We start from the raw sequence: 18,361 nt of genomic DNA on the forward strand, positions 1-18,361 counted from the left end.
TCGGGCGTTTGGGTTATCAATTCAATGTCTCATACTCTATGCCTTCTTTCGTCCTCTCCCTGATCGACAAAAAAACGCACGAATACACTCCCATAATGTGGGCTTTCGCAATAATTTGGGAGGCTGTTTCTCGGGACGAAGGCAATCCCTCTGGCTCTGATCGCGGCGGTCGAATTCGGCATCTATCATCTCACGCACCATATCAAGCAACTGCATACGATCTTCCATATGCTGCAAGCCCTCTTGTTGTCGCCGACTAAGGTTGTCATCCGATTGCTGTTTCATCTTTCTTTTCTCTTCCTTACGTCAACCGACGCTCAAAGAAAAGAAAGCTGCCGACCGACTTGTGTTTTATCATCATATCTCTGTCCACAAAGTTACATATTTGACAAAGAAGAAACATTGCAAAATCAATCAAAAATCTTGCGATATCGTGCATTCTTCATTTTTTTGATTCTTGCAATATCATTCATGACACATACATTAATCACCTGTATACAAAAGAGTTAGAAGTGACATATTTACAAACCTCAACGGATAGCTATTTTTGAGTTGTTCATGGAAAGACTCTTCCCTAAAAAGGAGAAAACAAGAAAGGTATAAAGCATCATCTTCAGGCTAATAAAAATGCATAAAACGTTTTGCCATTCGACATTAAACCTGCATCTTTGCAGAAGATTTTAATCCCACAGAGGCATCTATGGAAAGAGAAAGACTCGATGAACCCGGCTATGAAAAAATGCAATTCTCCCTCTGCAATACACTCAAAATCATAAAGGGAGAAAAGAAGATCAACCAATTGGTACTAAGCGTACTAGGATTACTTATTCTCATTTCTTTCTCGATTGTCTCCTGTAAAAAGGAAGCTATATCTTTTACTCCTGAGGAACGAGAGGAGGTAGACAAGCTCGTTCTCTCTACGCATAGTGTTGATTCCCTCATCCTTCTACAGAAAAAACTAGAAAGCGAAGGCAACCGGCTCGGTAGCATCGTTGCTCTTAGGGAGTTGGGCAAGGCTCTACGTAGAGAAAGTCGTTTTGACGAGGCCCTAAGTGCCCATAGCGAGGGACTACGCCAAGCGGAGGCTATCGGGGACACACTAGAGTGGATACAAGCTCTAAACAATACCGGTACGGACTACCGAAGAATGGGCATACTTGACGCAGCACAAGAATACCATTACAGCGCGTGGATACTAAGCAAGGAATGCTCAGATACCTCCTTTACTGCTAAGAAAAACCAAGTAGTATCCCTCAATGGGCTGGGCAATATCTACATGACCTTAGGCAATTACGATCGTGCCGATAGTGTACTACGCCTGGCATTAGCGGGGGAACGAGCATTGCAGAGTGCGGTAGGGCAAGCCATTAACTACTCCAATCTCGGCTCCATCTTCGAGCGCCGCGGAGAGACTGACTCTGCCTTACTCTACTACCAAAAGTCAATGGCTCTCAACAAAGAGGTGAACAACGAACTCGGGATATCGCTCTGCCACACCTACTTCGGATCACTTTACGAAAAAACACAGCAGTACGACGAGGCCATGAAAGAGTACGAAGCTGCCTACGAACTGATGAAAGACTCGAAGGACGAGTGGCATGCAATCAACTCTCTCATAGCCCTTGCCGGACTTTGTTATGCCACCGGCAAGGAAGAAAAAGAGATGGAGTTCCTCAGCAAAGCTAAGGCAATGGCCGATCGCATCAAGTCTCCGGAGCATCAAGCAAGGATACATACCCTATACTATAAGCACTACAAACATGCCGGAGACTACCGATCTGCACTAACATCCTACGAACAGGCCGTTGCTATGCAAGACAGCGTATTGGATATGGAGAAGATGAACCGAATCCAAAACACAAGTCTAAAGATCGAGCGCAACCGCCAAACGAGGCAGATGGGCGAGGCACGGCAGAAGTTGGAGCAGGAACGCACCATGCGTTACGTTGGCTTCGCCATCCTAGGGCTTATACTACTTATCTTAACAGGACTGCTGGCGATGCTACTTTACACCAACCGACTACGCCGTCGCAACCACCTGACTTTGAAAAGGATATCCGCATTGCGTGAGGTATTCTTCACTAATATCACCCATGAGTTTCGTACTCCACTCACCGTCATACTTGGTCTAAGCCACGATCTCCAAGAGTGTGCAGATTCTCCCACAGAGATTACTGAAAAGGCAAAAGTTATTGAGCGACAAGGCAACGGATTGCTCACACTTATCAATCAACTCCTCGACATCTCCAAGATCAAATCGTCGGTAGGCAATCCCGACTGGCGCTGTGGCAATATCTCGGCCTTCCTCAGTATGATTGCGGAAAGCTACCACGACTTCGCCCTCAGCCGCAACATTGATCTACAATTTTTCTCAAAAGACGATGTAGAGATGGACTTTGTCCCCGACTATGTGGTGAAGGTTATGAACAATCTTCTGTCCAATGCCTTCAAATTCACACCCGAATATGGGAAGGTGAGTGTGGTCGTATGGCGCGAAGGAGATCTGTTGCAAATCGAAGTATCGGATACAGGGAAAGGAATCGACCCGGAGGCTTTGGCTTACATCTTCGAGCCATTTTACCAAGCAGAAAGCGACGTATATCATATAGGCACAGGCGTAGGATTAGCCCTTGTCAAGCAGATAATGGATGCCATAGATGGCAAGATAAGGGTAGAAAGCGCACAGGGGAAGGGTACTACTTTCTATATCAGTGTGCCCATTCACAACTATTGCCAGCAGCCACTATCTGACGAGATGGAATATAATCAGCCCTTTCTGCCCGAAGGCACAGAACCCCTTGAGGATAGCGCTCCAGAGGATAGCCGCTGCCATCTACTCATCGTTGAAGACAACCGCGATATCGCCGCCTACATCGGCTCTCAGCTTGCAAACCATTATGCCATATCCTATGCCGCCAATGGGTTAGAAGGCTTAGAAAAGGCACAAGAACTGGTGCCCGACCTAATCATTACCGACCTAATGATGCCCGAAATGGATGGGCTGGAGCTATGCCGGCAAGTGCGCAAAAATGAAATTATTAGCCACATACCTATCATTGTAGTAACGGCTAAGATATCAGAAGAGGAGCGTATCAAAGGGATAGAAGCCGGAGCAGATGCCTACCTCGCTAAGCCATTCAACAGCGACGAACTGCGCACTCGAGTGGAAAAACTACTCGAAGGACGACGTCTCTTGCAGGAAAAATTCATGCAAACTGTGATAGAATCTAAGGAAAATAGAGAGGAGAAGGCTACCCAACCCGATGAATCCGACCTCCGATTCCTTACTAAGATAACAGATACTGTCTACCTGCAACTCAACCGTCACAAGGAAGTCAATGTTTCGCTAATTGCTTCAAACATGTGCATGAGTAGCAGTCAGTTCTATCGTAAACTAGTGGCTCTTACCGGCTATACACCCGCCGCTTATATCCAACGTATCAAGATCAAAAAAGCGAAGATCCTACTAGATGGAGATCCGAACATAAGTTTTTCGGAAGTGGCAGATCAATGTGGATTCAATAACTATTCCAACTTTGTACGAGCCTTCAAGAATGTCTGTGGTATTACCCCTACCGACTACAAAAAGGATGTGAATTCTAGTCTGTAGACGATTGTTTTCGACACCCCTACTTTTATCTACGACCCCAAGGAGGCAAGAGAAGATAAGGGGGGTGAAAGGAGGAAGTCGTGCAGCCTAAGGTGTTTTTCTCTCCCGGCAACGTAAAAAGCATTGCCTAATTTCTAAAAAAGTACAGGGTGGAAACGTACTCCATTTTCAGGCAAAAATCTATCATTTAGGTCTAAGTAATTGGCTATGAACAGCCTTATGAGTTATGAAATGCAGTAGGTAATGATTTAGCGACCTATCTTCAACAGTGATATACAACGCTTTGCATAACTCGAATAACCTATTGCAAAGATAAAGGTATATCGTGAGAAAAAAGAATTTTCTCCAAATTATTTTCATAGAGCCGTCCGTTGGGGCGGCTTTTTGTTTTCCGTGTATTCCGTTTTTATGATAAGATGCAGTCTCGAAAACTGCGTTTTTTGTTTTCGCCCCGCTTCTCCGTCTGCACATCCTCCACTTATGCCCGTGTATTATGTCGGGATCGGTTGTTCGTTGTCAGCGGCAAAGGTAGTTCCGGGCTTCCACGGACAAAAAAGGTCGGGGCGGCAAGCCGTTTAGACGACAATCTCCACACTTCCATTTCATTGCAGGTAGTATTCTCGCCATAAAACCTTGTTTGTCCTAAGCCCTACCTTTTTACGCCACTGAAACGAAAACGACCGACCCGACGGAAAGACGCATAAAAAAATGTCGGATATGCGAGAAGCAGGGAAAAAGAAAATGGGAACTCAACTCCCTCACCTCTAAAATCCGCATAAAATCAAAAAAATCAGACAAGATGAAACTGAGATACAAAATATCAATTTGGGTGGTACTTGCACTCGCAGGCTCTCTCCTTTGTGGCGGAAGCGTCTGGCTTTGGCTGGCATGGATATGTGTGGGAAAACTCCTCATTCGGCTACTCCTTACCATTGCTTTGGCAATCGCCGCATACATTTTGGCTCATGCCCTCATCATCGGGACAATACTTTGGATACTCATTTCTTAAACAGACAGATATATGAAAAGAAGAAGCAAGACAATCGCACAGCAATGCAGATACTACGAAGTGGACAACATCTTCGAGTATATGGTATCGGTTTACCTCAACGGAAACATATCCACCTTTGGGGAACTATACAAGGAACTCTATCGGAAGGACAGAAAGGAATTTATACTCTATCTCTTTTCAGAAGTTGAACCTATTCATATCCAAGAAATCATTTTAGAAACCATCTAACTATATAAGACAATGAAAGGAACAGAACATTTCAAGGACGTTATCCAAAACTATTTGGAAACGAGAGCATCATACGATGAACTCTTTGCCGAGAATTTTCGCAAAGAGAACAAGAACATAGACGAGTGCATTACCTACATCTTGACAGAAGTCCAAAGAATGGGGTGTGCAGGTCTGTCCGATGAGGAGGTATATTCCCTCGCCGTCCACTATTATGATGAAGATAACATCGAGGTGGGCAAGTACATCAACTGCCAAGTCGTGGTAAACCATACTATCGAACTCACGGAGGAGGAAAAGGCAGAAGCACGGAAAAAGGCTATTGAGCGATACCAAGCGGAGGAATACCGCAAACTTACCGCCAAGAAACCAAAAGCGGAGAAGCAGGTGGAACAGCAGATAGCCCAACCTTCATTATTCGAGTTTTAACCCTAAAACAACAAAAGAAAATGGAAGCAACGGATTTGAACGAAGCACGCATCTATGTAGGCACTTATGCCAAGTACAACAACGGCTCATTGCAGGGCGAATGGGTGGAACTTTCGGACTTCTACGATTTGGATGGCTTTATGGAGCGTTGTGCCGAGATACACGAGGACGAGGAAGCCCCCGAATATATGTTCCAAGCGTGGGAGGAAATCCCCGATGGACTGATAGACGAGGGGCATTTGGAGGAAACCTTCTTTGAACTTCGGGACGAATTGGACAGACTGAACGACAAGGAGAAAGGAGCCTTTTGGGTATGGGCAGACGGCAACAGCTCTCAACTCACACAAGACGCTTACAGCCTTGTGAAGTCTTTCCAATCTGACTACATCGGAAGTTATGCAAGCAGGGAGGATTTTGCGGAGGAACTTGCAAAAATGGAGAATGCGTTATCCGATTTTGCACTGAATTACTTCGACTTCTCCAAATATGCCGATGACCTTTTCGATATGGACTTTTGGTACAATGACGGTTATGTATTTCGCAATAACTGATTAAGGAGGACAGATTATGAAACCGAGAAACAAGTTCGAGAAAGCAGTACTTGCCGAGAGCAAGCACCTGCGACCGATAACCAAGACACAGAGCAAATGGGCATTCCGTGAGTGTATAGACCATTTCGCCTACCGACTTCCCAAAGGTCGTACCACGTGTATGGATTGTGGGCATAGTTGGACAATGGAGAAGACAACCGAACATGGCACTTGCCCTCATTGTAGAGCAAAGTTGCAAGTCCGAACAACTTTTGAACGTAAGATAAGACAGAGGCAATACTTTACGATACTTACTACTTGTGGAGAGTACCAAGTATTAAGAATGTTCCTCCTCTCCGCAGAAATCGAGAAAGGATGCAAACCAACGTCCTACGTTATTGAAATCGGTCAGTATTGGTGGAACGCACAAGGACGGAAAGCCGTGATAGCCGTTCAGAGAGTATTGGGCAGATACATCGACACCTTTTCCTATTGCTCGCCTATGGCAGTGAGAAACGATAACGAAGCCTACCGCCATATATCGTACTCTCCGATATATCCGAAGTTCAAGGCAACGGAAGCATTCCGCAGGAATGGATTTAAGAATGATTTTCACGACATCGCACCAACTGTTCTCATTCCAGCCCTATTGTCCGACAGCCGTGCGGAAACATTGATTAAAGCAGGTAGAACCGAGCATCTGAAATACTTTCTTGACAATTCGAGGGCATTTGACGCTTGTTGGCAATCCTATAAAGTCGCCACTCGCAACGGCTATGACATAGAGGACATTTCAATTTGGTGCGACTATGTGGATATGCTCCGCAGATTGGGCAAGGACATACACAGCCCCAAGTATGTTTGCCCCACCGACCTGCATAGGGAACACGACCTAAGACAAAACGAACTCCGCAGACAAAGGGAAAAGGAAGAAAAGGAGAAGAAACGCAAAAAGGCAATGGAGGATGAAAAGCGTTTCCACGAACTCAAATCAAAGTTCTTCGGTATCTCATTCACGGATGGCACAATCCAAGTCCACGTTTTGGAGAGCGTGCAGGAACATTTGGATGAGGGTGTGGCAATGCACCATTGTGTGTTCGACAATGCCTACTATCTCAAAGAGAACTCGCTTATCCTTTCGGCGACCATTGAGGGTAGACGGATAGAAACGATTGAGGTCAATCTGGACACGCTCAAAGTGGTGCAAAGTCGTGGTGTATGCAACCAAAATACGGAATATCACGACCAAATCGTGAGCCTTGTCAATGCCAACAAACGGCTAATCCGTCAGCGAATGAGACAAACAGCATAAAGTATAAACCATAAAACTATCACAGCAATGAAAGCAGAAATAGAAAGCATCGTATGCAATTGGGCGGACGAGATACCCCATATCTTTATAAGGGTAATCAATGCCATTACTCTATCCGCCAATGAAGAGGAACTAAGGACTGCCGTCAAGCGGATAGCCGAAGAAACGGAACTTGACAAGTTCTTTGCATACGGCTATGGCGCACACCATTTTTGGCTTACCCATCGCAGGTTATCCAATGGAGAGCCAAAGGAATACAGATTATTAAAGGTTGAATTTTGAGAATATGAAGAAGAAAGTTTACAGAGTACGGACGCAATACGTCTTCGAGGGAGTTTTTGAGGTGGTTGCCGAGAGCAGAGAGGACGCACGGCAGAAAGTCATTCAGGATTGCGGAATGGTGATGGGCGGAAACGTTCACAGCACCCTGCCCGATGAGGAAATCAATTGGGCTTTCTCCACGCACCCCGAAGTAAGGACGGGACGGATAACCGTTCAAGAAAAGCAGACAGAGTAATGCGGTCGGCAGATTTGCCGACCGCTCCTTTCTTTCGTGAGCTTCGGGCGGACAAAGAAAGGAGCAAAGAAACCCCGATGAAAAAACACCTCGTTACTTTTGACGGTGAGTTGAGACGGCTCAAAAGTAACAAAAAGCCACTATAAAAACAGTCTTGCATCTAATTCATGAAATGTATTGTAAGAAATTATATATACATCTTAAAGTCCTCAATAAATTCCCGTTCTATACTTGAAAATTTGTATTGAGATGGAATAAATCTGCGTAGTTGCTCCAATGCATCGTCTATATTTGAAGAAATTTCAGTTATTTCTCCGACCTTATTTGATATTTGTATCGGCAAGCCATACTCATCCATTGGTATTACATAAGGAGACATAAAATAACATTCAACCAAACTGGCAAAGTAGGAGTAATCACACAAAGGTAGGTTGTTCTTTCTGAAAATATCATTTGCAATATCTCCTAAACTCATCAGATAACGAGGAAATTGAAAATTTATCCAATGGCGCTGAATATCAAAAGCCAACTCTATAGCATTGTTAATAGAGTCTGGAGTTTGGGCATTTTCTGCTTCTATAATTGTAGCAATAAAGTTCTTAATGTTTTTTGCTCCTCTAAATTGATTAAGTCTAAAATGCAATTGCTCTCCAGAACTTACTCCATATATTCGTTTCCTTGAAGAAACAAAATAATTCCAAATCAACCTACATGCTGATTTTAACTGTTCATTGGTTGGATATTGCTCCCATTTCATTAAGTTGTGAATTCTATTCAGCTTGCTTTGAATGAAACTTGCCAATTCCAACTGCTTGTCTAAATCTATATATGAATTTTTCCTTAATGTCTCTTGAGACAAAACGTCTTGTTCAAAATACTTGTTTAATTTACGCTTAGAGGATTCGTTTAAATCTTCAATATCAACATTAATCAGTAGTTTTTCTGGAACATCATTAGCTTGTGAGAAAATCGGGAAATCTACTAAAGGCAACTCGGCGACAGGAGGTTCGTGAAAAAGATAAATATGTCCAATGAAATGAGAAAACATTCTGCCAGAGCGACCGCATATATTATTAAATGTAAAATAGTCAATTTTTGTTTTTGCAATTTTGTTGTCGTACACGATTACGTTCTTTGCCTTTGTATTTACACCCTCTATTAAAGTGGATGTACAAATAAGGTATCTGATTTTCCCCTCATTAAACAGCTTGATACATTTTTGGGCTATTGCTCGTGGAATTTTCCCGTGATGTATGCCTATCCCATATTCCAAACAATCTGGTAGAATCCATTGGGAATGATAATTACTTCTTAACCAATCAGCCAAATCCTTATTTTCATCTGTCCTTTCAAACTTATTGCTATTGAAAAATGCTTTGGCTACTTTATTGGCACTTGCCGGAGATTGACAAAAAATTAAAGTCGGATCTTCCAAAGAAGAACTCAGTTCAATAAGCCGTTCAATAGAGTCTTCTCCATTTTTCAGATTTACCTGATGGCGTTCTGAGACGACAGTCTTGTAATCGGTTTTTATAAATTTAAATTTAACGTTATCCAATAAGGAGGTTGTCACTTGTTCTATATTGGGTCCTAAAAGATAGAATTGGGCGTCTTTCTTTACCAACATATAGAACACTTGATTTAAAACGTGGCATCTTTCCTCATCAGTTTTTTGAGGACTTAACTTGTAGAACTCATCTATTACAAAGAAGTCTACATTTACATCGGGGATTATTTCTATTGCCCTTTCCTGCGTTAAAATAAAAATATTGCGTTGAGAAAAAGACTGGCTTGGATGAGTGATTATTTTATATGAGTCTTTAAATTTAGATAATCGTTTTCGGGTTTCATCAATCAATGCGATTGTTGGAACTATAATGAAGATATTTGAATGCTGTTGTGAGGCTATGATGGAATCAATAATAAGGCTTTTCCCAAAACTTGTAGGAGCACTTAGAACAACATTTTCCCCTCTTAAAAGAGTGTAATAGACTTCTGCTTGTGCATGATGAAAAACAATGTTTTCTTTGAATCCAGAGGGACGATGTACTTCATAGGCTATAGTATCTTTTAAAGATAAATTTTCTTCTTCCAGATAGGGAAAAAGTCCTACCTGACGAACCAAACTATGAATCATAGTCTCCATCCCTTGAAAATCCTCAATCCTTGACAATAATCGAAGAACAAACTCCTGCCCTACAGATTCTTCTGTAACAATGAGAATTGCGACCTCTTTTATGATTTGAAATCTATCTGTATTAGCAGGAAACTTTCTTCTTAATATATTTCGCAACTCTTTTATTATCATAAGCTTTGCCAGATTTTAAGTTTAGACTCAAGGGAGTTTATTAGTTCCGCTTTCGTATTTAGCGGGAACAAAAATAGATGTATCGTCAAAGGGAATTCACCCAACTTATCACAGAATTTTTTATGGAATCTCTGAAACTCTTCGGATATTTCCTGAATATATTCATCGCACTTATTATCATATCTTGTAAGTACGGAAGAATCATATGTTAGCAGTACTGGAATACATGTATTTGAGAATACATCATCTAATGAGGTGTTGGGATGAAGTAAAGTTTTTAATATGTTTGCATGAGGCCATTTAGTGTCTATCTTATTTGTAATGGCAATAAATTCATTTCTTACATACCTTGTCTTTATATGTTGATTTAATTCTTCAATCACATCAGATATGGCATTGGATATGTTATTGTAGAACTTAACCTCACCTAACCACAGTTCTAATGCTTTATCTGTAACTATCACATGTACTGCATCGAATCCTTTTACCGTTTCATTTGGACCATCTTTGTAATATATCTTACTGATAGCAGGAATCGTATCATACATTTCTCGGATTATAGCGTGTAATAACAATTCTCCGAATTCACCTCTATTTTTGAATTTTTCTGATTGATAGATACTTGCGGCTACTTGTCGCATTTTAGCAACCATGTTCTCGCTTGTAAGGTTGCCTAATTCAGAATATGTCAAAGCAAATTCTGGTAAATATTCAAAAAGATAATTTACCAACTGGTCTTTTCTCCACTGACGACTTTCAAATCCTGCGCACAATCCATGTAAATCAGGGAAAGTGTCGTCTTTATGAATTATAATATTGAAGAAGGGAGGCTTCATAAATTTCACTTTACAGCATTTTCTGCAAAGTTACTCATTCATAGCGAGAAGCACGAATAAACCGGCAGGAAAACGCCTCTTGCGGAGCATAAAAATGTCGCAAGAGGCGTATTTGGTAATCAGGGTACATAAAATAGGGCAAACTCCACTTTTCGTCGTTTAACCAGTCCTCTGAGGACTTTGCCCTTGTATCGGCAGAAAGAGACAAATTCGCAGTAGAAATTCCTGTCTCCCGACTCTATCTTCCGCAGCAATCGGCTCTTGGGATGTCTGCCATAACCGAGCAACCTGCCTGTCCCGACATTATAAGACAGGACGGCAAGCAGCAAGGCATCCTTTCCGTAGTCCTTGAACATCATCAGACGCTTCATCAGGTCTGCCCGAAGTAGCGAGTCCGCCTGTCGTTCCGTCATCGCTGCCGTAAAGCGTTCTCCCTTTTGCAACTGATGACCATATCCGACATAGGGTGCGTCCTTGAACCCGTGTAAGCTCTCGAAGTGCTTGATACAGACCACGCCACGCTCGAAAGGGGGCAACGAAAGCAGAGCATTCCTACCGTCCTGAGCGGAAAGCCGCAAGCAGGGAAGGCAGACAAGGCACAAGACGACAAGTTTACTTCCTATCCTCATCCTTCTTCTCCTTTTCCTCGTCCTTCTGACTGTTGAACTCAAACGAGAGTTTCACCGTCTGTCCGAAATTGTCCTCCACATACACGTCTATCGTCTGCTGTTCAGAGGAAGCGGATGTGTAGTAGAGCCTGAACTCCTCTTTCGTAAGCGGATAACGGTCATTGGGCTTGAAGACCGTACCGTTATCCATCTTCAATCTCCCCCTGCCATCGGGTTGGAAATAACGGATGGTGTAGCGTGCCTCTTCAAACCGTCCCTGCCGTTTGAGCGTGCAGCGTATCTCTGCCGTCTGCCCTTTTGTGATGTGCTTCTGTACTGGCATTGTCTCTACCGTGAACGGGTATGCCTGCTGAATATCCAACTCATTATCACAAGCAGATAGACAAAACACGGCAATGGAGAGTACCTCCATTACCCAAATCGTATTCAATATATTCTTCTTCATTGTTCGTTACATTTTAATATTATACACTCACACCTGCCTTTGAGACAGCAGATAGTCATTCAAATCCTCATGGTCGGCATACAGGGAGGAACGGTCGATGACCCTCTCTCCGAAACAGTTGTGCAGGCTTTGGAAAGTCCTTCTCCCCGCCTCGTCATTGTCGAGGAAGCATTCTATCCTCTCATAGCCCTGCAAGACTTTCACCGCCTTCTCCACGTTGGAAACGGAATTAAGGACAAGCCAATCCGAAAAGATGATGCCGAGTTGCATAGCCGAGAGGTAATCCATAAAGCCCTCGAATACGGCACATACGTCCGAGCTGTTACACTTTAAGGAAATGTCCTTTGGCGGTATGCAGCCCTTGAAAAAGCGGTTGCGCAATTCCAATCCTCCGGCATCGTTGCGAAAGCCGATGGCATAGTACCGTTTGTCATGCACCCGGTATCGAACCTCCTCGCAGTTTGGGATGGCAACATGGGCATTGATGCCTCTTTCTTTCAAGTAGCCCAGCAGTCTGGCATCTTGTAACGGGCGTACCCATATATCCTCGAAGATGGGTTCTTTCTCTTCATTCCTTTGTGGGCGTTCTATAACGGGAAACGGACACGTGCCGCTCTTGGCGATGAAAGTCGCCCGCAGGAGGAAATCCTCGCTTCCAATAAACTCTCCTGCCAAGTCGAAGATGTCTCCGACTTTGCCCGTCCCAAAATCGAACCAAACATTCTTGGCGGTATCGACCTTGAACGAGGGCGTCCGCTCCGTGCGGTACGGAGCGGAATACCACAAGGCATTTCCTTTCTGTTTAGTCGGATGAATCCCCATTGCGCTGAGGAAGTCCGCAATGGGAATCTCTCTCATCTGTCGTGCATCCATCAGTCCAGCATGATTTTCAGTCCGACACCGTATTGTGTATGAAAACGCTCCGTAGAGCCTCCCCACAGGCAACGCTCCCTGCCATAGAGCAGTAGCACCAACCTGTCCGACAGAAAGGTCTCCGCCTGTAAGGTAATAGCCCCTCCATAGATAAAGCCGTCCTTATTGCGTAATGTAGCACCATCAAAGAGCCGTTTCTCTCCGCCATTGACCGTCTCATATCCCGCCAAGGCGGAAACGCCTGCGGAAAGGAAGAAGGTCTTGCTCCCGTCCGAAAGCAAGTAACAGAAGAAACCTCCCTCGCCCGTGAACTGCTCCACAGGTATACGCCTTTCTCGATAGGGGTGGTATCTTCGGAGATACTCCGCCCCAAGCACCCATTGATGCCCGCCTTTGGTGTAGGTGGCAAGCGAAGCCCCGAACGTATAGCCCGTTTCATTCTTGGAAGAGGGAGAATAAAAACCGTCCGCCATGCCTGCGGTCAGGCGTATACCTTTCATCTTGGGCAGACAACGCTGGGCGTGCGCCTGCCCTGCAAAGAGGGCAAGCGACACGACAAACAGGAAAAACAAAGACTTTCTCATACTACTTCACTTTGAGTTCGTTGATTTCCCTCGCACGCACAAGATCTTCATTCTCCACAATGAAAGACTGGTGTCTTCCGCCGTTCTTCTCGTGTATCTCCACAATGAGATGCTTGTCATCGGGGATGGTGAACTTTTGCAGGGTGAATACCGTGCGTTCGCTCTTCTGCCCCGCCACGCAGGTGGTGTAGTTGTAGGCACGCAGCGGAAGCAGTACCTGCTCCTGCATGGCCGTCTGTTTGGCGACCTTCTTGTCCACAATCTTGAACGTAATGAAGTCGATGTCGAACGGCACGTTGGACTTGTTGCGCAGTTCCGTATGGAAGTACAGCAGTCCGTTGTGCGAGTACAACCCTCTGAGCAGGTACTGGATACCGAAAGACTTGCTGCCGATGTGCTTCACCGTCCGCTTGTCCTCCTTGTGAATGGATTTCATGATGAGCCTTACCAGCATCGGGCTTTCGCTTCCGAGTTCCTTGAGATAGACCTCCATTGCGTTGTTCGGACGGTTTACGCTCTCCCCATCGTGGATGAAGTCCGCCATCTCCACATTCAAAAGCAACGGTTCGTCGGCATACTTGACATTAAAACAATAGAATGCACCGTCCTCCGTGATGACACTCATGTTCGTTTCCTCCCGGAAGTTCTTGACCGTCGCTTTCACACGGATAACGTTTTCTGCCCCGTCCGCCTTTCCCGCAATGAGGTTGGGCGAACCCAAATCCACATAGCGTACGGCAGAGGGGAAGATGATGTGCACCGTCTTATCGTAGGTGATTTCCAAGCCGTGAGGCGGTATCATCCGCTCAAAGGCAATTTTGCGGGTCAGCCCCTCATAGAGGTCTCCCGTTGAAGTTGTTTCCTGTGCGTTGGCACAGACTGCGCCCAGCATCAGGGCGATGGCTAAAACTGTTCTTTTCATTTTTACTTTGGATTAAAGTGGTGAATAATAACTGTGAATTACTTGTTGTCCGGTTGGTAGAGCAATACCTTGTAACCAGCCTTCAGATGCACCTTGACGGTACGCATTTTCTTAGAGAAATACTGCGATGTTCCCTGTATCAGTCCCTTCCCCAAATCATCGGCAAGCTGTGCGCCCGCATTGGTAGAGAAGTTCATACTACTGCCTGCGGAAGTACCCATTCCTGCGACAATCTCCTTGGCGGCACTGCGCTCCATCGAGCCGGGGATGAATATCCCAGCTTGTCCGTCCGTATCGTACACCGCCAACTCCACGGGGATGATGTTCCCGTGATATTCCAGCGAAGAGATGAGTATGTTCAGGCGTTCACCCTGTATCTTCGCCACGCCGACCACCGAGGTGTTCCGAGGGATTTCCTTGCCGGATACCAGCATCGGTTCCAAGAGACGGAAACGTACCGTCTGCCCGTCCGTAACCGTCTGCCGGGTATGTACACAGGCGGAGATGGTATTCTTCTCCGTCAGCGGGGCTGTTCCGATGGCGGTATGGAATATGTAGTTCCTCTCCTTGACATATTCGGAACGGAAAGTCGAGTCGCTCATCGGCTGTGCCAGAGCCGACACCACTTGTTCGCTCACGGGGGAAACGGGAAAGGCTACCGCCTTCCCTTCGGAAGCCGTCTCCCCGTCCGATGCCAATGCCATATTGGAAGAGGACTGTCCACCACCCGACGGCATATATTTTGCCGCCAACTGATAGGACTTTTCAAGTAGTGCCATCTGGTCGTTCACGGTTATGGCGGGCGAGTGCTGTTCGCTGCTCATACGGTTTTCCAACTCTGCCAATCGGGCACGCAGTTCTTCCTTTTCAGGGTCTTCCCTCGGTGCTTCATAGAAACTGCCGAGCGTGCGGTTGATGTCCTGATAGGCTGATGCAGAGGCGTGAAAGCCGTCTTGCGGAGCAGCAGTGCGAGAGCCAAAGCCGTTATCTCTTTCCGACAAATCCGTCTTTAATGCCAACTCTTCGGAACTCTGCTTCGGTTGTCCTCCTGTCATCTCCCCGAACATGGAACTCAGACTCTGCATCGCGCGGCTGCGCTCCTGCTCTTTCTCCTCCATCATCTCCTTCTCGTAGGCTTTCTTCTTATCACCGATCAGTTCGGCTGCTGTCGGGTCGGGCACTTCCGTGTTGAAGCCCTTTGTCTGTTTCTGCCCTTCTTTCTCCGAAGGAGCGAAGATGAGCCACATAGAGCCTGCAAAAAGCAGAAACATCAGGGGGTAAATGATAAACTTCTTTCGCCTTTGTCTCTCTTCCTCCGTCAGCTCAGGCGAGGTGCTCGTATCGGAGGCTGTCTTTCTTTTGAATGGGAACATAATCGTAATACTTTAATAGGTTGATACTGTCGTTGGGATAGAGCCGCCTTACTTCAGGGGCTTCTATATGCTCGATTGCCGGTAACGTTTCCTCTTCAGAGTCTCCGTCTGAGAAGATACGGTACAAACCGTTGAAGAAAACATAGTTGGCAAGTATGGCGAAAAAGAGAAGCATCGTCAGGACGACATACAGCCTCAGATGAGTGGGGATGCGTCCGCACAGGCGGCGGAGTCTTGCCTCTGCTCCCTCCCGCATCATTCGGAACAGACTTTTCTTTTTCATCGCTTACGGGTACTGATGTCCTTGTTCTCCACAATCTCGAATCCCTCGATATTGAACCCGTTTGGATTGTCATCGCTGCGGCTCGTATTGAGCAGACGGCATACGGTCACGAGACTGCGCTCGGTCACGTTGGTGGCACGGATAATCAGTTGTCGGGCATACGTCCGTACCGCATAGGGATAGCGGTCGAAGTCGCAGAGTACGCTGTCCACCTGCACGACCTGATTGATATTTCCCGCCACGATACGGTTGTAGTACCCTTTCTCAGAGAAATCCCGATAGTAATTGTAGGCACTCTTGTCCGCCAAGAGTAGTGCACGGGAGATATTCCCCTCAATGGCACTCTTGTCGGGCGAAAGGGTGAAGAACAGCTCGTGGAAGCGGCGCACATGCTCCTTGGCTTCCGCGGGTCTGTTCTGCGACAGATCCTGCGACAGGGCGAGCATCAGCGACTTACCGCCGTCCAACACATAGATTTTCTGCCTCTGGGCTTCGGCAAAGGAGTAGGCACTCCATATCGAATACCCCGCAAGAAGAGCGCACAGGCAGACGACGACCAAGGTAAAGAGGCGTATCTGCTTGAAACTCGTTTCGATATTCTTTAATGACTTAAATTCCATAGCTTTTCATTCTTGTTTATTATTCGTGGGAATTGCCGCCCTTGTGGAACAGTCGTCCTGCCACATCTTTGGCTTTTTGTCCGGTACTGCGCAATACTTGTTTTCCGTGTCCGCCTGCAAAACCTCCTGCGGCCCCGGCAACAGCACCCGTGATGCCTGCGCCCTTGGTGGTGGCATAATTCACATTCTTTCCGAAGTTTCCTGCTCCTCCAGCTTGTATCACCCAGCCCGCAACTGTCGGAATGGTGAAGTAGCCGATGATACCGATAATCATAAAGACGAGGTACACCCCATTCGAAGCATCTATCGTATAGGTGGGATCATTCTGTAACTGCGTGATGTCGTGTTTGAGCATCAGTTCCTGAATCTTTGCCAGCATCGAACTGAACAAGTCCGCCACAGGTAGCCACAGATAGATGGAGATATACCTCGTGAACCACTGTGTTAGGGTACTTTGGAAACCGTCCCACACAGAGATGGCAAAGGCTATCGGTCCCAAGATGGAGAGGACAATCAGGAAGAATGTCCGAAGCGTGTCGATGAGCAGGGCGGCAGCGGCGAAAAGCAGTTCCAAGAGCTCCCGCACCATATTGCGGAACCATTTCTTGAGGTTGTACATGCTGCGTTCCACGTACATTCCCGCCATTGTCGCCATATCCGAGGGAGAGATACCGAGTTCATCCAGTTTCTTGTCAAACTCTTCGTTACTCACCAGATAGGCTGTTTCGGGATTCTTTACCATCGCCTCGTATTCCAGCTTGTCCCGCAACTTGCGGTATTCGTCCATGCTGAAAGTCTGCTTTTCGAGCATCTTGTGCGTACCCTGCACGACGGGACTAAGCACGCCGTTGATGGTCTCCAGCACCATCGGAAAGAAGAGGATGCAGAGACCGAGAGCGAACGGACGGAGCAAAGGATAGACGTCGATGGGTTCGGCACGAGCAAGTGTCTGCCATACCCTGAGTGCCACATAGAAGAGTGCGCCCAAGCCCGCAATGCCTTTGGCGACGCCAATCATGTCACCGCACATCGGCATCATCTCCGTGTAAAGCGAACGGAGCACCTGATGCAGGTTGTCAAATTCCGCTCCCATACCTACCAATACCTTTCGTTATCCGTTCCATAAAGCGAGAGTACTCGGTCAGTGTCCTGCTGCTTCTTGGCTCTGAGATAGCTCACGGAGATGTTCTTGTTCGTGTAGTAACGCACAAGGTTGCGGTAGTCCCTGATTTCCTTGTAGCAGCGATCTACCACGTCCATACGCTCCTTGTCGGTCATCTTCAGCGTGGTGATGTTCACCACCTGCTTCAGTTCCTTGAGTAGGTTGTTGCTTTCTCCGAGCAGTTTGGTGTAGCCGTTGGCAATGGCGACCAGCTCTTCCGGTCGAAAGTTCGGGTCGGAGAGCATCTTCTTGTAGTTCTTCACATAGATATCGGAGATTTCTCCGACCATCAAAATTGTCTCCTTTACCCGTTGGGCGTCCCGCACGAGGTTGTTCACCTTTTTCAGGGCATCGTAGTACTTTTTACTCTCATTGTAGAGCTTCTCGACCTCCTTGAAGTTGTCAAGCGTGTTCTTGACCGTCTTGGAGGTCTGCACGATTTCCTTGGTCGTGTTGATGATACTCTGTGCAAGATTGGTGGGGTCTGTGACCACCCACTGGGCGTGTGCGCTGCCTGCCAAGAGGCAACCGCACGCCATAAGCATTAAAATTCTCTTTCTCATTTTACGAATTGATTTTGCGTGGATACAATGCCGTTCGAGCCACTCGGAAAAATCAGTCGAGTAAATCTGAAAATCAGTCGACTGTTTTCTTGAAATATGACGTCATATTTTTCGGACTTGTTGTA

21 protein-coding genes are annotated in these 18,361 nt (G+C 46.0%); 8 read left to right on the forward strand and 13 right to left on the reverse strand.

Going from position 1 to position 18,361, the window contains the following annotated elements:
• Positions 1–36: 36 nt before the first annotated feature.
• Positions 37–285 (reverse strand): hypothetical protein, encoded by a 249-nt coding sequence (locus tag POREN0001_RS02480; RefSeq protein ID WP_004332739.1) that lies wholly within the window; start codon positions 283–285, stop codon positions 37–39.
• 415 nt (positions 286–700) lie between these two features.
• On the opposite strand from POREN0001_RS02480, the gene POREN0001_RS02485 reads away from it, so the two are divergent.
• The 8 genes from POREN0001_RS02485 to POREN0001_RS02520 all read left to right on the forward strand — a co-directional run bounded on the left by POREN0001_RS02485 (position 701) and on the right by POREN0001_RS02520 (position 7,638).
• Positions 701–3,610 carry a hybrid sensor histidine kinase/response regulator transcription factor gene (locus POREN0001_RS02485; protein WP_004332864.1) on the forward strand — a complete coding sequence of 970 codons (2,910 nt, stop codon included), beginning with the start codon at positions 701–703 and terminating at the stop codon, positions 3,608–3,610.
• 799 nt (positions 3,611–4,409) lie between these two features.
• A complete protein-coding gene (locus POREN0001_RS02490) occupies positions 4,410–4,619 on the forward strand; it encodes a hypothetical protein (RefSeq protein ID WP_004332769.1) in 210 nt (69 codons plus the stop codon).
• A gap of 12 nt (positions 4,620–4,631) precedes the next feature.
• Entirely contained in the window at positions 4,632–4,850 is a 219-nt protein-coding gene (locus POREN0001_RS02495; protein WP_004332867.1) for a hypothetical protein, read from the forward strand.
• A gap of 12 nt (positions 4,851–4,862) precedes the next feature.
• Positions 4,863–5,279, forward strand: coding sequence for a PcfK-like family protein (locus tag POREN0001_RS02500; RefSeq protein WP_004332785.1), 417 nt, complete (start codon positions 4,863–4,865; stop codon positions 5,277–5,279).
• 20 nt (positions 5,280–5,299) lie between these two features.
• A complete protein-coding gene (locus POREN0001_RS02505) occupies positions 5,300–5,830 on the forward strand; it encodes an antirestriction protein ArdA (protein ID WP_004332859.1) in 531 nt (176 codons plus the stop codon).
• A gap of 16 nt (positions 5,831–5,846) precedes the next feature.
• Positions 5,847–7,121, forward strand: a complete 1,275-nt coding sequence (locus POREN0001_RS02510; RefSeq protein ID WP_004332779.1) for a PcfJ domain-containing protein — start codon at positions 5,847–5,849, stop codon at positions 7,119–7,121.
• Positions 7,122–7,148: 27 nt separating this feature from the next.
• Positions 7,149–7,403 carry a hypothetical protein gene (locus POREN0001_RS02515; RefSeq protein WP_004332736.1) on the forward strand — a complete coding sequence of 85 codons (255 nt, stop codon included), beginning with the start codon at positions 7,149–7,151 and terminating at the stop codon, positions 7,401–7,403.
• Between the two features lie 4 nt (positions 7,404–7,407).
• Complete coding sequence (locus POREN0001_RS02520) at positions 7,408–7,638, forward strand: hypothetical protein (protein WP_040580277.1); 231 nt, start codon at positions 7,408–7,410, stop codon at positions 7,636–7,638.
• A gap of 187 nt (positions 7,639–7,825) precedes the next feature.
• Here the strand turns inward: POREN0001_RS02520 and POREN0001_RS02525 are convergent, their stop codons facing one another.
• From POREN0001_RS02525 to POREN0001_RS02580, 12 genes are all read right to left on the reverse strand, one after another.
• A complete protein-coding gene (locus POREN0001_RS02525; protein WP_040580279.1) occupies positions 7,826–9,946 on the reverse strand; it encodes a DEAD/DEAH box helicase in 2,121 nt (706 codons plus the stop codon).
• Positions 9,943–10,782 (reverse strand): HamA C-terminal domain-containing protein, encoded by an 840-nt coding sequence (locus POREN0001_RS02530; RefSeq protein ID WP_004332754.1) that lies wholly within the window; start codon positions 10,780–10,782, stop codon positions 9,943–9,945. Before POREN0001_RS02530 ends, POREN0001_RS02525 begins: the two co-directional genes overlap by 4 nt.
• A 119-nt stretch (positions 10,783–10,901) precedes the next feature.
• A complete protein-coding gene (locus POREN0001_RS02535) occupies positions 10,902–11,411 on the reverse strand; it encodes a glycoside hydrolase family protein (protein ID WP_004332956.1) in 510 nt (169 codons plus the stop codon).
• Entirely contained in the window at positions 11,395–11,856 is a 462-nt protein-coding gene (locus tag POREN0001_RS02540; protein ID WP_004332896.1) for a DUF3872 domain-containing protein, read from the reverse strand. The genes POREN0001_RS02535 and POREN0001_RS02540 overlap by 17 nt, the downstream gene beginning before the upstream one ends.
• 27 nt (positions 11,857–11,883) lie before the next feature.
• Entirely contained in the window at positions 11,884–12,729 is an 846-nt protein-coding gene (locus POREN0001_RS02545; protein WP_004332941.1) for a toprim domain-containing protein, read from the reverse strand.
• A complete protein-coding gene (locus tag POREN0001_RS02550; RefSeq protein WP_040580282.1) occupies positions 12,729–13,313 on the reverse strand; it encodes a conjugal transfer protein TraO in 585 nt (194 codons plus the stop codon). The genes POREN0001_RS02545 and POREN0001_RS02550 overlap by 1 nt, the downstream gene beginning before the upstream one ends.
• A gap of 1 nt (position 13,314) precedes the next feature.
• Complete coding sequence (gene traN / locus POREN0001_RS02555; protein WP_004332928.1) at positions 13,315–14,235, reverse strand: conjugative transposon protein TraN; 921 nt, start codon at positions 14,233–14,235, stop codon at positions 13,315–13,317.
• Positions 14,236–14,273: 38 nt separating this feature from the next.
• Positions 14,274–15,608, reverse strand: a complete 1,335-nt coding sequence (gene traM, locus POREN0001_RS02560) for a conjugative transposon protein TraM (RefSeq protein ID WP_004332874.1) — start codon at positions 15,606–15,608, stop codon at positions 14,274–14,276.
• A complete protein-coding gene (locus POREN0001_RS02565; protein WP_021666058.1) occupies positions 15,559–15,891 on the reverse strand; it encodes a TraL conjugative transposon family protein in 333 nt (110 codons plus the stop codon). The genes traM and POREN0001_RS02565 overlap by 50 nt, the downstream gene beginning before the upstream one ends.
• On the reverse strand, positions 15,888–16,511 hold the full coding sequence (gene traK, locus POREN0001_RS02570; protein ID WP_004332850.1) for a conjugative transposon protein TraK: 624 nt from the start codon (positions 16,509–16,511) through the stop codon (positions 15,888–15,890). The genes POREN0001_RS02565 and traK overlap by 4 nt, the downstream gene beginning before the upstream one ends.
• 19 nt (positions 16,512–16,530) lie before the next feature.
• Entirely contained in the window at positions 16,531–17,604 is a 1,074-nt protein-coding gene (traJ, locus tag POREN0001_RS02575) for a conjugative transposon protein TraJ (protein WP_040580292.1), read from the reverse strand.
• Between the two features lie 2 nt (positions 17,605–17,606).
• A complete protein-coding gene (locus POREN0001_RS02580) occupies positions 17,607–18,236 on the reverse strand; it encodes a DUF4141 domain-containing protein (RefSeq protein WP_077110496.1) in 630 nt (209 codons plus the stop codon).
• Positions 18,237–18,361: the final 125 nt, after the last annotated feature.

The organism is Porphyromonas endodontalis ATCC 35406 (assembly GCF_000174815.1).
Lineage (GTDB): Bacteria > Bacteroidota > Bacteroidia > Bacteroidales > Porphyromonadaceae > Porphyromonas > Porphyromonas endodontalis.